At 68.0% G+C, this 19,421-nt stretch carries 15 protein-coding genes; 10 read left to right on the forward strand and 5 right to left on the reverse strand.

Translation table 11 applies throughout. The features are described 5' to 3' along the window. Positions 1–477 precede the first annotated feature (477 nt). Positions 478–1,689 (reverse strand): tyrosine--tRNA ligase, encoded by a 1,212-nt coding sequence (gene tyrS / locus V3B48_RS10645; RefSeq protein WP_100437695.1) that lies wholly within the window; start codon positions 1,687–1,689, stop codon positions 478–480. 167 nt (positions 1,690–1,856) lie between these two features. On the opposite strand from tyrS, the gene V3B48_RS10650 reads away from it, so the two are divergent. After that, positions 1,857–3,329 (forward strand): peptidoglycan DD-metalloendopeptidase family protein, encoded by a 1,473-nt coding sequence (locus V3B48_RS10650; RefSeq protein ID WP_032128447.1) that lies wholly within the window; start codon positions 1,857–1,859, stop codon positions 3,327–3,329. 65 nt (positions 3,330–3,394) lie between these two features. Further along, on the forward strand, positions 3,395–4,522 hold the full coding sequence (locus V3B48_RS10655) for an anhydro-N-acetylmuramic acid kinase (RefSeq protein ID WP_197616049.1): 1,128 nt from the start codon (positions 3,395–3,397) through the stop codon (positions 4,520–4,522). Positions 4,523–4,592: 70 nt separating this feature from the next. On the opposite strand, the gene V3B48_RS10660 is transcribed toward V3B48_RS10655, so the two are convergent. The 3 genes from V3B48_RS10660 to V3B48_RS10670 form a co-directional block, all read right to left on the reverse strand. Then, on the reverse strand, positions 4,593–4,823 hold the full coding sequence (locus V3B48_RS10660; RefSeq protein WP_005420465.1) for a hypothetical protein: 231 nt from the start codon (positions 4,821–4,823) through the stop codon (positions 4,593–4,595). A gap of 78 nt (positions 4,824–4,901) precedes the next feature. Further along, a complete protein-coding gene (locus V3B48_RS10665; protein WP_032128445.1) occupies positions 4,902–6,275 on the reverse strand; it encodes an MFS transporter in 1,374 nt (457 codons plus the stop codon). Beyond that, complete coding sequence (locus V3B48_RS10670) at positions 6,272–7,072, reverse strand: exodeoxyribonuclease III (RefSeq protein ID WP_329893708.1); 801 nt, start codon at positions 7,070–7,072, stop codon at positions 6,272–6,274. The genes V3B48_RS10665 and V3B48_RS10670 overlap by 4 nt, the downstream gene beginning before the upstream one ends. A gap of 162 nt (positions 7,073–7,234) precedes the next feature. Here V3B48_RS10670 and pyrE point away from each other — a divergent pair, with 162 nt between their 5' ends. From pyrE to V3B48_RS10710, 8 genes are all read left to right on the forward strand, one after another. Further along, positions 7,235–7,894 carry an orotate phosphoribosyltransferase gene (pyrE, locus tag V3B48_RS10675; protein ID WP_010486876.1) on the forward strand — a complete coding sequence of 220 codons (660 nt, stop codon included), beginning with the start codon at positions 7,235–7,237 and terminating at the stop codon, positions 7,892–7,894. 19 nt (positions 7,895–7,913) lie between these two features. Continuing rightward, positions 7,914–8,567: a hypothetical protein gene (locus tag V3B48_RS10680; protein WP_032128443.1), complete on the forward strand. Its 654-nt coding sequence runs from the start codon at positions 7,914–7,916 to the stop codon at positions 8,565–8,567. A gap of 174 nt (positions 8,568–8,741) precedes the next feature. Further along, entirely contained in the window at positions 8,742–8,834 is a 93-nt protein-coding gene (locus V3B48_RS10685) for a potassium-transporting ATPase subunit F (protein WP_005407770.1), read from the forward strand. Between the two features lie 12 nt (positions 8,835–8,846). Further along, positions 8,847–10,556, forward strand: a complete 1,710-nt coding sequence (kdpA, locus tag V3B48_RS10690) for a potassium-transporting ATPase subunit KdpA (RefSeq protein WP_197616048.1) — start codon at positions 8,847–8,849, stop codon at positions 10,554–10,556. Between the two features lie 10 nt (positions 10,557–10,566). After that, entirely contained in the window at positions 10,567–12,624 is a 2,058-nt protein-coding gene (gene kdpB, locus V3B48_RS10695; RefSeq protein ID WP_197616047.1) for a potassium-transporting ATPase subunit KdpB, read from the forward strand. Next, positions 12,621–13,271 (forward strand): potassium-transporting ATPase subunit KdpC, encoded by a 651-nt coding sequence (gene kdpC, locus V3B48_RS10700; protein WP_329893709.1) that lies wholly within the window; start codon positions 12,621–12,623, stop codon positions 13,269–13,271. Before kdpB ends, kdpC begins: the two co-directional genes overlap by 4 nt. A gap of 36 nt (positions 13,272–13,307) precedes the next feature. After that, a complete protein-coding gene (locus V3B48_RS10705) occupies positions 13,308–15,968 on the forward strand; it encodes a sensor histidine kinase KdpD (protein ID WP_329893710.1) in 2,661 nt (886 codons plus the stop codon). After that, entirely contained in the window at positions 15,949–16,662 is a 714-nt protein-coding gene (locus V3B48_RS10710) for a response regulator transcription factor (protein WP_004153862.1), read from the forward strand. Before V3B48_RS10705 ends, V3B48_RS10710 begins: the two co-directional genes overlap by 20 nt. A gap of 410 nt (positions 16,663–17,072) precedes the next feature. On the opposite strand, the gene V3B48_RS10715 is transcribed toward V3B48_RS10710, so the two are convergent. Beyond that, on the reverse strand, positions 17,073–19,418 hold the full coding sequence (locus V3B48_RS10715; protein ID WP_329893711.1) for a phosphomannomutase/phosphoglucomutase: 2,346 nt from the start codon (positions 19,416–19,418) through the stop codon (positions 17,073–17,075). Positions 19,419–19,421: the final 3 nt, after the last annotated feature.

Here is a 19,421-nt window from a genome sequence, read left to right on the forward strand (position 1 = left end):
ATTGATTCTGGCAACGTATCGCTTGCTTTAAAACAATTAATAGTTGCTTGATCAAACGTCTGCAAGATGGACAATCATCCTTCCTGCAGGCGCCTTCACAAGATACCTGCGCATACTTTCAAAGATCCTGGGAAGCGGCCTCAGCGCCGTTCCCGTGTGCTGCGAAGTTTCCTTCGTAGCGAGCCGCCCATTATGCCAGACTTTTTCAGTCCGTCAACACCTTCGTTCGATCATCTCGTTCGGCGGTGATGGGCGCCCTGTTGTCGCTGAAGCCCCTTGGTGGCGACCCCTGCGACGGGGGAGGAGAAGTATGTCCCCATTCGCATCATTTGTGAAGGGGGTGTGGCGATTTTTTCAACGGATGTTGCATCCGTTCATCCATCGCTCTGCGGGAGGACCCCGCGAAGAGCAAGAGCAGTCGAGCAGCGCTCGACTCTACAAAAGGGAAGGGCCGGCTGCGCCGGCCCTTCCCTGGTGTCAGGCAGCGACCAGGCGCACGCGGGCGAAGGTGCGCTTGCCGACCTGTAGCAGGCCTTCGAAGCCCGGCTGCAGCACCTGCTGGCCGTCTTCGACCACTTCACCGTCCACCTTGACCGCACGCTCCTTGAGCTTGCGGTTGGCTTCGGAGTTGCTCGGGGTCAGGCCGGCCGCGGTCAGCAGTGCGGCGATACGCAGGCCTTCGGCCGGGATCGCCACGTCCTGCAGCGGCAGCTGGGTGATGTCGCCCTGCCCGGTCACCGCCGCTTCCCAGCCGGCAATGGCCTGCTCGGCCGCCGCGGCGTCGTGGAAACGGGTGGCCAGTTCACGTGCCAGGCGCAGCTTGACCACGCGCGGGTTCAGGCCGCCATTGGCCACCTGCTCGCGCAGCTGCAGGGCTTCGGCCTGGCTGATGTCGAAGGACAGCAGCTCGATCCAGCGCCACATCAGGGTGTCGTCCACCTTCATGGTCTTGGTGACGATGTCGATGGCCGGTTCGCTGATACCAATGTAGTTGCCCAGCGACTTGGACATCTTGTTGACGCCGTCCAGGCCTTCCAGCAGCGGCATGGTCAGCACCACCTGCGGCTTCTGGCCGTGGTGCTCCTGCAGGCCGCGGCCCATCAACAGGTTGAACTTCTGGTCGGTACCGCCCAGTTCGACGTCGGCCTCCAGGGCCACCGAGTCGTAGCCCTGCACCAGCGGGTACAGGAACTCGTGGATGGCGATGGACTGCTGGGCAGCGTAACGCTTGGCGAAGTCGTCGCGCTCGAGCATGCGCGCCACGGTGTGCTGGCCGGCCAGGCGGATCATATCGGCCGCGCCCATCTTGCCGAACCACTCCGAGTTGAAGCGGACTTCGGTACGGCTGCGGTCCAGCACCTTGAACACCTGCTCCTCATAGGTACGGGCGTTGGCCAGCACGTCCTCGCGGCTGAGCGGCTTGCGGGTCAGGCTCTTGCCGGACGGGTCACCGATCATGCCGGTGAAGTCGCCGATCAGGAAAATGACCTGGTGGCCGAGGTCCTGGAACTGGCGCATCTTGTTCAGCAGCACCGTATGGCCCAGGTGCAGGTCCGGCGCGGTGGGGTCGAAGCCGGCCTTGATCCGCAGCGGGCGGCCTTCCTGCAGGCGCGCACGCAGATCCTCGAGCTTGAGGATCTCGTCGGCACCACGGCCGATCAGGGCAAGGGCTTCTTCAATCGAGGACACGTGACTACTCCCGGCAACGCCGATTCTTGTGTGGGGTGTTAAAGCAAAGTTAACCCGATTGGCTTCACAAAAGCCAATGGGCACAAGGGTTTGACGCCGTTTTCTCAGGTGTCTATGGTAACCGGCGATCAGGCCCGCGCTCCCGGGCTGCCAGGAAAAAACCGCCGATGCACAATTCCGAACAAGGGCGCGCACGCAAGCAGCGCTTCCAGGAACGCCTCCACGTCCTGCACGACAACGCCCTGCATCGGAAGCTCAGGCAACATCTTCCCGCCGCCTTCAATGAGCGCTGGACCCGCCGTCATTGGATGCATGCCAGCCTGTTCGCGACCATCGGCGCCCTGGTGGCGACCATCGTCCCCGGCTTCTCGCACACCATCGACGCGCCCTTCGCCGACAGCCACACCAGCCTGGCGCTGCCGTTGCCGCCGCTGACCATGGCCCGCCAGCAGCAGGTGCCCGGAGACAGCTGGCAGGTGCTGCGGGTGCAGCGCGGCCAGACCCTGAGCGACCTGTTCGACAAGGCCGGCATTCCGGCCACCACCCTGCACCGGGTACTGGACCACCCAGGTGCGCGTGAGGCGCTGACCAAGCTGCGCCCGGGTGCCGAGATCGCCTTCGACATGCCGCTGTCCGGTGACCTGCGCAGCATCCGCTTCGACCGTGATGCCGACAACCGGGTGGAACTGAGCCTGGCCGGCGATGACATCAAGGAGAAGGTGACCAAACGCGAGACCTCCACGCGCACGGTGGTCACCAGCGGCGAGATCACCAGCTCGCTGTATGCCGCGGCCAGGCGCGCCGGGCTGTCGCCGTCGGCGATCGCGACGATGACCGACGACATCTTCAAGTACGACATCGACTTCTCGAAGGACCTGCAGCCGGGCGACCGCTTCAGCGTGGTGATGGATGAAACCTGGCGCGAAGGCGAGAAGGTGGACACCAGCAAGATCCTGGCGGCGACCTTCACCACCGGTGGCAAGACCTATTCCGGCTTCCGCTTCGACCGCAACGGCAAGTCCGAGTACTACGACATCAACGGCCGTTCGCTGAAGAAGAGCTTCATCCGCATGCCGATCCCGTTCGCACGGCTGAGCTCGACCTTTGGCGCGCGCAAGCACCCGGTGCTGGGCAAGATGCGCATGCACAAGGGCGTGGACTACGCCGCGCGCACCGGCACCCCGATCATGGCCGCCGGCGACGCCCGCGTGCAGTTCGCCGGGGTGCAGCGCGGCTACGGCAACGTGGTGATCCTCGACCACGGCCGCGGCCACACCACCCTGTACGGCCACATGTCGCGCTTTGCGAACATCAAGACCGGCCAGCGCGTGGCCCAGGGCACGGTGATCGGCTATGTCGGCTCGACCGGCCTGGCGACCGGCCCGCACCTGCACTACGAATTCCGCGTCAACGGCGAGCACCGCAACCCGCTGACCGTGACCATGCCGCCGCCGGAGCCGCTGAAGGGCGCCGAGCTGGTCGCCTTCCGCGCGCAGACCGCACCGGCGATGGCGCGCATCCAGGGCATGGAGAAGCTGATCTACGCCGACGCCAGCCCGGCACCGACCAGCCGCGACGAGGCCGCCCCCGAGGTTGCCAGCGCCAAGGACAAACAGGCAACCGGCCGCAAGCGCGGCTGAGCCCCTGCGTTGACGAAGAAGGACGCGGCAGCCCAAGCTTGCCGCGTCCTTTTTTTATGCCTGCCATGAACACAACTGTCGACGCTGACGCCCCCCTGTACCTTGGCCTGATGTCGGGCACCAGCGCCGATGGCATCGATGCCGCGCTGGTGCAGTTCCCCAGCGGCGCTGGCTGCCGCTTCGTGCATGGCCTGACCGCCCGCTGGGAGCCGGTGCTGCGGGCGCGGCTGGTGGCACTGGGCGAAGGGGGCCCGCTGGACTCGCTGGAGGAGCTGGGCGAACTGGACGCGCGGATCGCGATCAGCTTCGCTGAAGCCGCCAATCAACTGCTGGCCGAGGCCGGGGTGGACCGCAGCCAGGTGCGCGCGATCGGCTCGCACGGCCAGACCGTGCGCCATCGTCCGCTGGCCAACCCCGCCTTCACCGTGCAGCTGGGCGACGGCAACCGCATCGCCGAGCTGACCGGGATCACCACGGTCTCTGACTTCCGCCGCCGCGACGTGGCGGCCGGGGGCCATGGGGCGCCGCTGATGCCAGCCTTCCACCTCGGCATGCTCGGCACCGCCGACGAAGACCGCGCGGTGCTGAACCTGGGCGGCATCGCCAACCTGACCCTGATCCCGCGCGAAGGCGCGGTGCGTGGCTTCGATACCGGCCCGGCCAACGCGCTGATGGATGCCTGGTGCCAGCGCCACACCGGCCGCACCTTTGATGCCGACGGCGCGTATGCCGCCAGTGGCGCGGTGGACGAGAGCCTGCTGGCGGGTTGGCGTTCGGAGCCGTGGTTCGCGCTGCCGCCGCCGAAGAGCACAGGCCGTGAGCAGTTCCACCTAGCCTGGGCCGAGGCCCACATGGGCGAAGGCCAGTACGCTGCCGCCGATGTGCAGGCCACCCTGCTGGAGCTGACTGTGGCGACGGTGGCCGATGCGCTGCTGGCGCAGCAGCCGCAGACCCGGCGCCTGCTGGTGTGCGGCGGCGGGGTGCGCAACCGGCAGCTGATGAAGCGGCTGGCTGCACGGCTGCCGGGGGTGCAGGTGGAGTCCAGCGCGGTGCATGGGCTGGACCCGGAGTACGTGGAAGCGATGGGCTTCGCCTGGCTGGCGCAGCGGACGATGGACGGGCTGGCCGGCAACCTGCCGAGCGTGACCGGGGCGACGGGGCCGCGGATCCTAGGGGCGATACATCTGGCGTGAGGTGGTCATCCACGCATAGCGTGGATCTACCGGGAACGGCGGTCGAGCGTGGCTCGACGCTACATGGGCACTAATCGAAGCCCTGCCCTGCGGGCAGGGCCTGCAGGGCGGCGATGGCGTCGGAGAGCGCGTCCACTTCGGGATCGCCGAAGCCGGAGCGGACCTCCAGTTCACTGCTGAACAGGCCCTGCTCCAGCAAGGCGGCGCAGGTCTGTTCGTGGGTCCAGCCGCGGGCAACCGCGACACGTCGGATACGTTCCAGCAGCAGCGGGTCCAGGTCCCGCAGCACAACGTCGGCCATGCTCACTTCCCCGTTCGCAAGGCACCGCCCCCTCGGCGCGTCGGGGGCGATGATCCCGCAGACCGGGCGGGCAGGCAATCAGGTGGCGCTTGCGGCCTGGCGACGACGCTGCTGCAGGATCAGCAGGGCGCAGAGGATCACCACCGGGATCGCCACCAGCGCGGTACCGACGAAGAACAGCGCGTAGCCTTCCAGCAGCGTCCGGCCCTGTGCGAGCGTCTGTACCGACCACCCCGAGAGCCCCTTGAGCGCCTTGCCTGGCATCGCGTAGAACGAACTCAGCAGCGCGTACTGGGTTGCGGTGTATCCGATGCTGGTCAGGCTCGACATATAGGCGATCAGCGCCGTACCGGCGAAACCGCTGGCGAAGTTGTCGATTGCCATGGCCACCGCGAAATGGGTGGTGTCCGGGCCGGAATAGGCCAGCCAGGCAAACGCCAGGTTGGAGGCCGGGCCCAGCACGGCACCCACCATCAGCGCCGCCAGCACCCCCCAGCGCACCGAGACCAGGCCCGCCGCGGCAATGCCGACGAAGGTCGCGACCAGGCCCACCGAGCCACGTACAGCGCCAACGGTGTCCTCGTCCAGGCCGAGATCGACGTAGAACGGGTTGGCCATCGGCCCCATGACGAAGTCGGCCATGCGATAGACGCTGATGGCCACCAGGATCAGGATCGCACCACTACGATGCTCGCGGACGAAGGCGATGAACGGCCCCGCCACGGCGTCGAACAGGCCCCGCGGCGTCCACAGCGAGGTCGCCTGAGCCTGCACGGCAGCCACTTCCCGCGCGGGCTCACGGGCCATGACCACGGCCACCACGCCAAGCGCCATGAGGACGGCCATGATCTCGTACGAGACCTGCCAGCCGACACGGGCCGCGATGATCAGGATCAGCGCATCGGTGACCAGCAATGCGGTGCGATAGCCCAGCGCCGAGGATGAGGTCAGCAGGCCCAGCTGCTCGCTGTTGTCAGCACTTTCAATGCGCCAGGCATCGATGACGATGTCCTGGGTGGCCGAAGCAAACGCCACGATCACGGCCATCACGCCGAACACGACGATGTGCTGCCAGGCGATACCTAGGAACTGGATCTGGCCCCCCTTGGGCTGGACCAGCGCCATGCCGACCAGGCCCACCACCACGACCAGCTGCGACAGCAGCATCCAGCCACGGCGGCGGCCAAAGCGACCGAACAGAGGCACGTCGGTCTTATCGACGATCGGCGCCCACAGGAACTTCATGGTGTAGGCCAGCCCGACCCATGACAGGAAACCGATCGTGCTCAGCTCGATGCCTTCCTTGCGCATCCAGAAGCCGAGCGTGTTGCCCACCAGATAGATCGGCAGGCCGGAACTGAAGCCGAGCAGCAGCATCGCCAGCACCTTGCGCTGGCTCAGGTTGGACACCACCTGCTGCCACGGCCGACGCGGCTTGGCAGCCTCGGTCACAGGTCGTAGTCCACGATGAACGGCGCGTGGTCGGAGAAGCGCTCGTCGCGGTAGATCGAGCAGCTGCGCAGGCGGTCACGCAGGCCCGGGGTGATGAACTGGTAGTCGATGCGCCAACCGACGTTGTTGGCGCGGGCCGCGCCACGGTTGCTCCACCAGGTGTAGTCCTCGCCGGTGGGGTTGAGCAGGCGGTAGGCGTCAGCCCAGCCACGGCCGGCGGCGACATCGGTGGCCTGGCCGTGGTCGGCGCACAGGGCGTTGAGCCAGTCACGCTCTTCCGGCAGGCAGCCGGAGTTCTTCTGGTTGGACTTCCAGTTCTTGATGTCCAGCGCCGAACGCACGATGTTCCAGTCGCCACACAGCACGTAGTCGCGGCCGCTGCGCGCCCATTCCTCGAGGATCGGCCGCAGCCATTCCATCACTTCGAACTTGAAGCCCTGGCGCAGGTCGCCCGAGCTGCCCGACGGGATATAGAAGGAGACTACGCTGAGGTTGCCGTAGCGCGCCTCGATGTAGCGGCCTTCGTCGTCGAACGGGACCCAGCCGAGCGAGGTGATCACCTGGTCCGGCTCGCGCTTGCTGTAGATCGCCACACCGCTGTAGCCCTTCTTGGTGATGGCGTCGCGGTAGAAGCAGTGGTGGCCGTCCGGGCGGAACATCGGGTCGGTCAGCTGGTCTTCCTGGGCCTTGGTTTCCTGGATGCACAGGACGTCGGCGTCCTGGGACCGGAACCAGTCGAGGAAGCCCTTGGTCGCGGCGGAACGGATGCCATTGGCGTTGAAACTGATGATGCGCATGCGGGGGACCTGCGGCGGGAAACCGGGCAAGCATACCGGTTGCCTGCGGGGCTGCGCAGTCCGCCAGGCCGGGCCGCGACACCCTTCACAGGGCCCCGGACGAGCGCGAAACGCCCAGCTGGATTAGGATTTGTGCTCCAAATGAAGATGAATCGAGTTTTGATGAGCGACCACCGCCACCGTTTCCTGCAGCTGGCCCTGACCGCCGACGCCCTGCGCTTCGGCCAGTTCACCCTCAAGTCCGGCCGGCTGAGCCCCTATTTCTTCAACGCCGGTCGTTTCGACTCCGGTTCGCTGCTGTCGCAGCTCGGCGCCTGCTACGCCGATGCCATCGATGCCACCGGGATCAAGTACGACGTGGTGTTCGGCCCCGCCTACAAGGGCATTCCGCTGGCCACCGCGATGGCCTGCGAGCTGGCCCAGCGTGGCCGTGACCTGCCGCTGTCGTTCAACCGCAAGGAAGCCAAGGACCACGGTGAAGGCGGCCAGCTGATCGGCGCCGACATGAACGGCAAGCGCGTGCTGATCGTCGATGACGTGATCACTGCGGGTACCGCGATCCGCGAAGCGCTGGGCATCATCCGCGCCGCCGGTGGCACCCCGGCCGGCATCGTGGTGGCACTGGACCGCCAGGAGATCGCTTCGGAAACCGATCGCCGTTCGGCGGCGCAGTCGGTGGCCGAGGAAGCCGGCATTCCGGTGATCGCCGTGGCGTCGCTGGCCGACCTGCTTGATTTCGCCTCCGGCAACCCGGAACTTGTGGGTTACCGGCAGCCGCTGGAAGCCTACCGGGCCCAGTACGGCGTCCGTTCGATCCGCTGACCGACCCAGGGGAAAGGTCATGTCCCGAGTTCCTGCTGTCCTCTTTGCCGGCCTGCTGCTGGCCGTGCCGTTCACCGTACCGGCGCAGTCGCGCGACAGCGGCAAGACGGAAAAGAAGCTGTACTGCTGGAACGAGGGCAAGGAGCGGATCTGCAGTGATTCGCTGCCGGCCGACGCGGTCAACCATGCCCGCGAGGAGTTCAACGCGAAGAGCGGCCTGCGCAATGCGCAGGTCCAGCGCGCGTTGACCGACGAAGAGCGCGCCGCCGCCAGCACGGAGGCGGCGCAGCAGCAGCTGGACCTGATGGCCGCGCAGACCCGCCAGCGCACCGAGCAGGCGATGCTGACCACCTATGGCAGCGAGGACGACCTGCGCCGGGTGTTCGCCGAGCGCCAGGAAGTGCTGGACAACAACCTGAAGACCGCCGAGTACAACGTCACCAGCCTGCGTGAGTCGCTGGTGGCGCTGCTGGCGGCCGCAGGTGACCGCGAACTGGCCGGTGGCAAGGTGGCCGACAAGCAGGCCGAGGCGATCCGCCAGCGGCACGTGCAACTGCAGTCGCAGCAACGGCTGCAAGCCGGATTCCTGCAGCAGCAGCAGGCGTTGAAGGCCGAGATCGACAGCACCCTGCAACGCTATCGCGAGCTGAAGGGGCTGGTGCCGGCGGGCTGACCACGCTCCCGTCGCCGGGCATGGCCCGGCGCTACCCAGGGCCTGGTTACGGATTGGACCACGGAATTTATGCACTCTTTACGCGTCGGCCCGGTCCGGCGCGTAGTGCGTTTATGGGCGGCAGGACGACGATGACGGCCTGAGGTGGAGGGGTTCCACCAGGACGCTATTGCAATGTCCCCCTGGCTGTCGTTGTTGTGTGGCGTGCTGGTGCTGGTCGCCGCCGCCTATCTCCTTTATGTCGTGCTGCGGCCCGAGTCGTTCTGAGCGGAGCCGGCCATGACTGAGATGCTTGTGATTATTGCCGCCAGCCTGCTGCTGGCGTGGCCGCTGGGCCTGTACCTGGCCCGCGTGATGCGTGGCACGCCGATGAAGGTCGACGTGCTGTTCCACTGGATCGAGAAACCGCTGTACAGGGTGTTCGGGGTCGATCCGTCGCGCTCGATGTCCTGGCGCGGCTACGTGCTGGCCTTCGTGCTGAGCAACGTGGTGGTCGCGGTACTGACCCAGGCGGTGTTCATGACGCAGGCCTGGTTGCCGCTGAATCCGGACCAGATCCCGAACATGCGCTGGGACACCGCGCTGCACACGATGATCTCGTTCCTGACCAACACCAACCAGCAGCACTATTCGGGTCAGGCGCAGCTGTCCTACCTCTCGCAGATGACGGGCATCACCGGCCTGCAGGTGGTCACGCCGATGATGGGCCTGGCGCTGGCAGTGGCGACGCTGCGGGCGTTGTTCTCGCGTGCGCCGCAGGCTGCGGCGGCGACGGGTACCGGTGATGACCGCCAGGTGGCGGTGGGCAACTACTACGTGGACGTGGTGCGCCTGTGCGTGCGCTTCCTGCTGCCGCTATGCCTGGTGTGGACCCTGCTGCTGACCAGCCAGGGCGTGCCGTCGACGATGACCGGTGGGCCGCAGGCCACGCCGATCGACGCCAGCGCCGGCATGGCCGAACAGAAGCTGCCGCTGGGCCCGGTCGCGGCGATGGTCGCAGCCAAGCAGCTGGGCGCCAACGGCGGCGGCTGGTACGGCCCGAACAGCAGCTTCCCGCTGGAGAACCCGACCCCGCTGTCGAACGCGCTGGAAATCGTCGGCATCCTGTTGGTGCCGATGGCAGTGATCTTCATGATCGGTGCGTTCACCGGCCGACGTCGCTTCGGCGCCCTGGTGTTCAGCTGCATGCTGGGCATGTCGCTGCTTTCCACCGGCGCGATGATGTGGAGCGAAGGACATAGCGCCAGCGCCACCACGCCGCTGCTGATGGAAGGCAAGGAAGTGCGCTTCGGCGCCGATGGCACCGCGCTGTGGGCGGCGGTGACCACCCAGGTATCCAATGGCTCGGTCAACGGCATGCACGATTCGCTGGCGCCGCTGAGCGGTGGCATCGCGATGGTCAACATGCTGGTCAGCGCGATCTGGGGCGGCATCGGCTGTGGCCTGCAGCAGTTCATCGTCTATCTGCTGCTGGGTGTGTTCCTGGCCGGGTTGATGACCGGGCGCACGCCGGAACTGTTCGGCCGCAAGCTGGAGACGCCACAGGTGCGCCTGCTGGCCCTGCTGGTGCTGCTGCAGCCGATCACCCTGCTGGTGTTCACTGCGATCACCCTGGCCGTACCCGGCCTGGCGGGCACCTCCAACCCCGGCTTCCATGGCATCAGCCAGGTCTTCTACGAGTACGTCTCGGCCTACGCCAACAACGGCTCGGGCTTCGAAGGGCTGGGCGACGCCACGCTGTGGTGGAACCTGAGCTGCTCGCTGGTACTGCTGCTGGGCCGCTTCCCGCTGCTGATCATTCCGCTGGTGGTGGCCGCACAGCTGGCTGCCAAGCGCCAGGCCCCGGAGTCTGCCGGCAGCCTGCAGATCGAAACCCCGACCTTCGCCCTGACCCTGGTCTCGGTGATCGTCATCCTGACCGTGCTGCAGTTCATGCCGGCGCTGGTACTCGGCCCGATCGCCGACCACCTGAGCCTGGGACTGCACTAAGGACACCCTGATGAGTACCCAAGCAAGCTCAACCCGTAATACCCACGCAGCGCGCCCTGCCCTGCTGGATGGCGCCGGCCTGCGCCGTGCGCTGGTCGAAGCGGTTCTCAAGCTGTCGCCGATGCATCTGGTGCGCAGCCCGGTGATGGCGGTGGTGATGGCCGGCACGATCGTCGCCGCGATCGTCACCCTGACCGGCAACGCGCCGCTGGGCTTCGGCCTGGCGGTGACCGCGATCCTGCTGGTGACCGTGCTGTTCGGCAACTTCGCCGAAGCCGTAGCGGAAGCGCGTGGCCGTGGCCAGGCCGCGTCGCTGCGGCGTGCCCGCCAGGACCTGGTGGCGCGCCGGCTGGCGGCACCGCAGCCGGGTGCCGCCGAAACCCAGGTACCGGCCGCCGAACTGCGCCCCGGCGACCACGTGATCGTCAGCGCCGGTGAGCTGGTGCCGGCCGATGGCGAGATCGTGCAGGGCCTGGCCACCATCAACGAAGCGGCGGTGACCGGCGAATCGGCGCCGGTGCTGCGCGAGGCCGGTACCGACCGCTCCGGCGTGATCGGCGGCACCAAGGTGCTGTCCGACCAGATCATCGTGCGGGTGACCGCCGAACCGGGCCACAGCTTCCTGGACCGGATGATCGCGCTGGTGGAAGGCGCCAACCGCCAGAAGACCCCGAACGAGATCGCGCTGACCCTGCTGCTGGCGGCGATGACGCTGACCTTCCTGGTGGTGGTGGCAACGCTGCCGGCGATCGGCGCGGCCGTGGGCGTGCAGGTCGATCCGCTGCTGCTGATCGCGCTGCTGGTGTGCCTGATCCCGACCACCATCGGCGGCCTGCTGCCGGCCATCGGCATCGCCGGCATGAACCGTGCGCTGGCCGCCAACGTGCTGGCCAAGTCGGGCAAGGCGGTGGAGGTGGCCGGCGACGTCGACGTGCTGCTGCTGGACAAGACCGGCACCATCACCTACGGCGACCGCCAGGCCAGCCACTTCCATCCGCTGGCCGGCATCGATGCCAGCCAGCTGCGCGAGGCCGCACTGCTGTCTTCGCTGGCCGACCCGACCCCGGAAGGCAAGTCGATCGTGCGCCTGGCGCGCGAACAGGGCTGCGCTACCGCCGAACCGGACCACGCCGAGTACCTGGCGTTCAGTGCGCAGACCCGCATGTCCGGCGTGGACCTGGAACATGGGCGGCAGATCCGTAAGGGTGCCGCCGATGCGATCCGTGCCCACGTGCAGGCGCTGGGCGGCAACGTGCCGGCGGAACTGGCCGGGCGCGTCGAGCAGGTCGCGCGCAATGGAGCCACCCCGCTGGTGGTGGCCGAGGGCCGCCATGTGCTGGGCGTGATCGAGCTGTCGGACGTGGTCAAGCACGGCATGCGCGAGAAGTTCGCGCAGCTGCGGGCGATGGGTATCCGCACGGTGATGATCACCGGCGACAACCCGCTGACCGCCGCCGCGATCGCTGCCGAAGCCGGTGTCGACGACTACATCGCCGAGGCCCGCCCGGAAGACAAGCTGGCACGCATCCGCCAGGAGCAGGCCGGTGGCCGCCTGGTGGCGATGGTCGGCGATGGCACCAATGACGCGCCGGCGCTGGCCCAGGCCGACATCGGTCTGGCGATGAACTCCGGTACGCAGGCGGCGAAGGAGGCCGGCAACATGGTCGACCTCGATTCGGACCCGGCCAAGCTGCTGGCGGTGGTGGAAGTAGGCAAGCAGCAGCTGATCACCCGCGGCGCGCTGACCACCTTCTCGCTGGCCAACGACGTCTCCAAGTACTTCGCGATCCTGCCGGCGCTGTTCGCCGCGGCCGTTCCGACCATGGCCGCCTTGAACGTGATGCAGCTGTCGAGCCCGCGCAATGCGGTGCTGGCAGCGCTGATCTTCAACGCCCTGGTGATTCCCGCCCTGATCCCGCTCGCCCTGCGTGGCGTGCGCTTCCGCCCGGCCACTGCAACCGCACTGCTGCGCCGGAACATGCTGGTGTACGGCCTCGGCGGCGTGCTGCTGCCGTTCGCAGCGATCAAGGTAATTGACCTCCTTCTTGTCCTGGTATTCGGCGCATGAACCGTTCCGCTTCCACCTCCACCTCCCTGTCCCGCGAAGCAAAAGCCGAGGCCCGCGTGGCCAGCCTGCAGGACGGCGCCAGCTGGCGCCCGGCGATCGGCCTGGGCCTGGCCACCCTGCTGCTGGCCGGTGCGGTCTACGCCGGTATCGCCACCGGTTTTGCCGGCCTGGCCTACCCGACCCAGGCCGAGGGCAGCCTGCTGCGCGATGGCAACGGCCAGGTACGCGGCTCGGCATGGTTGTCGCAGCCGTTCACCGGTGACGGCTACTTCCAGGCACGTCCGTCGGCAGCCAACTACGACCCCATGGCCGCGGCCGGTTCCAACATGGCGCGCAGCAACCCGGCCCTGGCCGAGCGTGTTGCCGCCAGCACGGCTGCAGTGGCCGCGCGCGAAGGTGTCGCCCCGGCGCAGGTGCCAGCGGACCTGGTCACCCAGTCCGCCGGCGGCCTGGATCCGCAGCTGTCGCCGGCGGCGGCGCGCCTGCAGGTGGCACGCGTGGCACGTGCCCGCGGCCTGCCGGTGGAGCGCGTGCAGGCACTGGTGCAGGCGCATACCGAAGGGCGCCAGTGGGGCCTGTTCGGCCAGCCGCGGGTGAACGTGGTGACGCTGAACTTCGCGCTGGACCACGCGGCCAAGGCACCGTGATGCCGGCCTGCACCGGCTGCGCGCACAATGGCCCCCATGACTGATGCGCGTACCCGCCAGGCCGATGCCCTGGTCGAAGGCCTGCAACGCGAAGCCGGCGGCAAGCTGACCGTGTTCCTCGGTGCGGCGCCGGGCGTGGGCAAGACCTACACCATGCTGACCCGCGCACAGGAACAGCTGCGCCGCGGTGTCGACCTGGTGGTGGGCCTGGTGGAAACCCACGGCCGCGCCGATACCCAGGCGCTGCTGGAGGGCCTGCCACAGCTGCCGCTGAAGGAAGTGGCCTATCACGGCCACATCCTGCAGGAGATGGATCTGGATGCCGTGCTCACACGGCATCCGGCGCTGGTGCTGGTGGACGAACTGGCCCATCGCAATGCGCCGGGCAGCCGCCATGAGCGGCGCTGGCAGGACGTGATGGAGCTGCTGGATGCCGGCATCGACGTCTGGACCACGGTGAACATCCAGCATCTGGAAAGCCTCAACGATGTGGTGATGCGCATCACCGGCGTGCGGGTCAGCGAGACCGTGCCCGATGTCGTGCTCGACCGCCTGCACGACATCGTGCTGGTTGACCTGCCGCCGCGCGAGCTGATCGCGCGCCTGCAGCAGGGCAAGGTCTATGTGCCGGAACAGGCCGCGCAGGCGCTGCAGGCGTTCTTCTCGCCGGCCAACCTGACCGCGCTGCGTGAACTGGCGATGCAGGAAGCGGCCGACCGCGTCGACAGCAGCCTGCGCGAAGCACGCGCTGCACGCGGCGAGAGCAACCTGCCGCTGCGCCGCGGCGTGCTGGTGGCGATCGACGGCGGCGGCCAGAGTGAATACCTGGTGCGCGTGGCGCGACGCATCGCCGAACGCCGCGACGCACCATGGACCGTGGTGACCGTGCAGGGACGACGCCAGGACGAGGCGACCCAGCGCGAGATCGATGCGGCCTTCGCCCTGGCACGGCGGCTGGGCGGCGACGCCGAGCTGTTGCACGGATCGAGCATCGCCGACGCCCTGCTCGACCACGCCGCGCACAACGGCGTGTCGACCCTGGTGCTGGGGCGGACCCGCGAGCGCCCGCTGGCGCGGATGTTCAACCGAACGTTGACCCAGCAGCTGATCCAGCGCGGCGCGCATTACGAGATCACCATCATCAGCACGCCGCAGGCACGTGCGCGCTCGCGCCGCGAGGGCCTGCTGCCGCCGGTGCGCGGCATCAGCTACGAACCGGCGCAGGCACTGATCGCCACCGCGTTGGCCTGTGCGGTGGCATGGCTGGCCGAACGCTGGGTGGGCATGGCCGATCTGTCGATGGTGTTCATCGTGGCGGTGGTGCTGGTCGCTGCGCGCACGCGCGCCAGCGTGGCGGTGATGGCGGCGATCCTGTGCTTCCTCGCCTACAACTTCCTGTTCATCGCGCCGCGCTTCACCTTCGCCATCGGTGCACGCCAGGGCGTGATCACCGTGTTCCTGTTCCTGGCCGCGGCACTGGTGGCCGGGCGCCTGGCCTCGCGCCTGCGCATGCAGGTGATCGCGCTGCGCGCGGCCAACCGCCATGCACGTGCGCGCCAGCAGCTGGGCCGCCAACTGGCCAGTGCCGCCGGCAACGGCGAGGTGGCGCAGGCAGGTCGGCATGCACTGGAACAGGCGATGGACGTGCCGGCGTGGCTGCGGATCGGCGCCGATACCGCAACCGGTGGCCGCAGCCAGCCCGGCGACACCGACCTGGCCGCCGCCGACTGGGCGCTGCGCCATGGCCAGCCCAGTGGCCGCTTCACCGACACCCTGGCCGGCGCGCAGTGGTGGTTCCTGCCGTTGCTGGATGGCGAGGACCGCGCGATCGGCGTGGCCGGCCTGTATCTGCCCGGTGCACAGGCGCGCCTGCTGCCCGAGCAACGGCAGCTGGCCGAAGCAATGGTCGATGACATCGCGCAGGCTGCGCTGCGCACGCGGCTGGTGGCCGAACTGGAGCAGGCGCACGTCAGCAACGAGACCGAGCGACTGCGCTCGGCGCTGCTCTCTTCGGTGTCGCACGACCTGCGCTCGCCACTGGCGGCGATGATCGGCTCGGCCGACAGCCTGGCCAGCTATGGTGCGGCAATGGATACGGCCGATCGCCGTGCCCTGCTCGACACCATCCTGGTCGAGGGCGAACGGCTGGACCGCTACATCCAGAACCTGCTGGACATGACCCGCCTCGGCCACGAGGGATTGAAGATCAACCGCGACTGGATCGGCGTGGACGAACTGATCGGCTCGGCCGCACGGCGCCTGCAGCGCTACCAGCCGAAGGTGCGGCTGGAGCTGGACATTCCGGCCACGCTGGCGCCGATCTGGGTACACCCGGCGCTGGTCGAACAGGCGGTGTTCAACGTGATGGAAAACGCGGCCAAGTTCTCACCGCCGGATGCTGCCGTGCAGGTGCAGGCGCGTGAACTGGACGGCCAGCTGCGCATCGACGTGATCGATGCCGGCCCCGGCATTCCCGACGACGAGCGTGCGCGCATCTTCGACATGTTCTACAGCGTCGAACGTGGCGACCGTGGCCGCCATGGCACCGGCCTGGGCCTGACCATCTGCCAGGGCATGATCGGCGCGCATGGCGGCAGCGTGCAGGCGCTGCCCGGACGCGACGGTCGCGGTACCCTGATCCGCATCACCCTGCCCCTGCTCAAGCCAGCCTCCCACGATGAGCCCGACCCCGATTGATGCCAGCGTGCCGGCCGCGCGCGTGCTGGTGATCGATGATGAAACCCAGATCCGCCGGTTCCTGGACATCAGCCTGCGCGCGCAGGGCTACCAGGTGCGGCAGGCCGCCACCGGCCAGGAAGGCCTGCAGCTGGCCGCCAGCGAGGACATGGATCTGGTGATCCTGGATATCGGCCTGCCGGACATGGAAGGCCACGAGGTGCTGGAACAACTGCGGCAGTGGAGCCAGGTGCCGGTGATCATGCTGACCGTGCGTGCCGGCGAGGCGGAGAAGGTGCGTGCGCTGGATACCGGCGCGAATGACTACGTGACCAAGCCGTTCGGCACGCAGGAGCTGATGGCGCGGGTGCGGGCGCTGCTGCGCACGCGCAGCGTGCCCAGTGATGGCACGCCGCCGGTATTCGACGATGGCCACCTGCATGTGGACCTGGTCCGCCGTGAAGTGGCGCTGGATGGCGAGCCGGTAGCGTTGACCCGCAAGGAGTACGCGCTGCTGTCGCTGCTACTGCGCAACGCCGGGCGGGTGGTGACCCAGCCACAGATCCTGCAGGAGATCTGGGGCCCGACCCACCAGCACGACACCCATTACCTGCGCATCCTGGTCGGCAAGCTGCGGCACAAGCTGGGCGATTCAGCGCTGGATTCGCGCTACCTGTTCACCGAACCGGGCGTCGGGCTGCGGTTCAAGGGGTGAAGGCGTGCCGACCAACGGTCGGCAACCACCAAAGCGAATCCGGAAGAGCATCCACGCATGGCGTGGATCTACTGTGTCGACCAAGGTCGACACCTACCAAGAGCAGTTCATTCCGTTCCGACAGATCGCGGAAATTGTCAGGGGTGGGGCGGTGTCGGAGTGCGGGGTGTCAGCCGCATGGGCCCGAGGCATGCCTCGGGCGGGTTGGGCAGGACGCCCAACCCCGGTCTTGCCGTGTGCGCAGGACAGCGCACACGAGCAAGCGGCTGCCAAGCCTACAGGGACGTACTTGCGGCGTCCCCGCACTCCGACACCGCCCCACCATCCCGCGGATAGCCCGCTTTTGATGTTGATGTTGATGTTGCTGCTGCCGTTGCTTCGGCGGGTGCCGGGCGCAGCCCGGCCCCACCTCAGAACCCCAGCGGGGTGTCGCCCAGCACCGGTTGCAGCTGGCTGCGGAACAGCGCCTGGATGCGTTCCAGCGCCGCCTCGTCATTGCCCTCGAAGCGCAGCACCAGCACTGGTGTGGTGTTGGAGGCGCGCGCCAGGCCCCAGCCATCGGAGAAGTCCACGCGCAGGCCGTCGATGGTCGACAGGCGACCGCCCACATATGGGTTGTCCGGCGACTGCGCCGCCGCCACCAGCATCGCCACCAGCGCATGCGGCGTGCCTTCGGCCACCGGCACCTTCAGCTCCGGCGTGGCCACCATCTCCGGCAGCTCTGCCAGTACCTCGTCCGGAGTCTCCTCGCGCTGGGCCAGGATCTCCAGCAGGCGCGCGGCCGCATACAGGCCGTCATCGAAACCGAACCAGCGCTCCTTGAAGAAGAAGTGGCCGCTCATCTCGCCAGCCAGCTCGGCATCGGTCTCGCGCATCTTCGCCTTCATCAGTGAATGCCCGGTCTTCCACATCAGCGGGCTGCCACCATTGCGCAGCACGTGGTCGGACAGCTTGCCGGTGCACTTCACGTCGTAGATCACCATCGCGCCCGGATTGCGCATCAGCACGTCGGCGGCGAACAGCATCAGCAGGCGGTCGGCATAGATGATCTTTCCTTCGCCGGTGACCACGCCCAGGCGGTCACCGTCGCCATCGAAGGCGACGCCGAGATCGGCACCGAAGCGCTTCACCGTCTGCACCAGGTCTTCCAGGTTGGCCGACTCGCTGGGGTCGGGATGATGGTTGGGGAAGGTACCGTCGACATCGCAGTACAGCGGGATGACTTCCGCACCGATCGCTTCCAGCAGCTGCGGCGCGAGCGCGCCGGCCACGCCGTTGCCGGCATCGGCCACGACCTTCAATGGGCGGTCCAGCTGCACGTCGTCGGCAATGCGCTGGATGTAGTCGGCGCTGACATCGCGCTGCTGGTAATCGCCCGGCTCGGCGGCCTGTACCAGGCGGCCTTCGACGATGCGCTGGTACAGATCGGTGATGGCATCACCGGACAACGTCTCGCCGCCGATGACCACCTTGAAACCGTTGTACTCGGGCGGGTTATGGCTGCCGGTGACCGCCACGCAGGTGCCGGTACGCAGATGGAAGGCGGCGTAGTACACGACCGGGGTCGGTGCCAGGCCGATGTCGATCACCGCGCAACCGGCGCGCCTCAGGCCCTCGGCCAACCCTGCGGCCAGTTCCGGGCCGGACAGGCGGCCGTCGCGGCCGATCACCACCTCGCGCAGGCCCTGCTCCAGGGCCACGGTGCCGATGGCCTGGCCGATCAGCGCCGCCGTTTTCGGCGTCAGTTCACTGCCAACCACGCCGCGGATGTCGTAGGCGCGGAAGATACCGGCCGCCAGTTCCTCGGCCGGAACCGGTGGCGGGGGCGGCGGTGCACTTTCAGTTGTGCTGGCCTCGGCCACCGGCGGCGGCGCCATCTGCAGGCTCTCGCTCAGGGTCGGGCCATGATCGGCTTCCGCCACGGTCGCCCGACGCGGCAGCGGCAGCGACTTCGGCAGGCGGCCGCGCCCCACCACCAGCAGCACGGCGATGAACGCCAGCAGCAGCGCAACGATGGCGCTGGCCAGCGAACCCAGGCCCAGCGGACCAGGTTCGACATTGGGTACCGCGGCCACCAGCCGCAACGGCGTCCCCGGAATCGGCCGCGCCAATGCTTCGGCGCTTTCGGCCAGGCCGGCATCGCCCTGGGCGACGAGGTCATGCGCGCCCTGGCGCAGGCCAAGGAAACCGGCCGATGGCGCACTCACCTGGTCCAGCGGCGAGGTCAGCCGCAGCAATGGCTGGCGCACGTAGAGCACCGCCGGGCCGAGACTGCCCAGTTGAACCGGCGCTGCCAGGCCCAGGCGATTGCCACCGCCATCGCGGACCACGCGCAGGCTGGGCTTGCCTTCGGCCAATGCCGCTTCCAGCAGCGCCAATCGGGCATAGCCAAAGGCGGCCGGGTCGGCGTAGGCGTTGGCCAGATCGGCGGTCAGTACCTCGGCGTGCTCGACGCCGGTCCAGCTCTCGCGGACCGCGAGTGCCGCCGCAGCGGCATCACCGGCCTGCAGCGCCTGCTGCACGCGCTCGTTCTTCAGCTGCTGCTGCAGCTGCTTCAGCTGGCCGGCAGCGGCCTCCTGCAGGCCCTGCACGGCCTGGTCACGTGCAGCTTCCAGCGCCTGGCCGTTGGCCTCCTGGCGCCATTGCTGCACTGCGCTCCATCCGAACCAGCCGGCCAGCAGGATCAGCAGCACCCCCAGTAGTGGCGCACTGCGTCCCAACGACCGTCCCCGCTGTCCTTCCCCGATGCCGCTCATCGA

Origin of the sequence: Stenotrophomonas sp. SMYL20, assembly GCF_036320045.1 — a bacterium.
Classification (GTDB): domain Bacteria; phylum Pseudomonadota; class Gammaproteobacteria; order Xanthomonadales; family Xanthomonadaceae; genus Stenotrophomonas; species Stenotrophomonas maltophilia_A.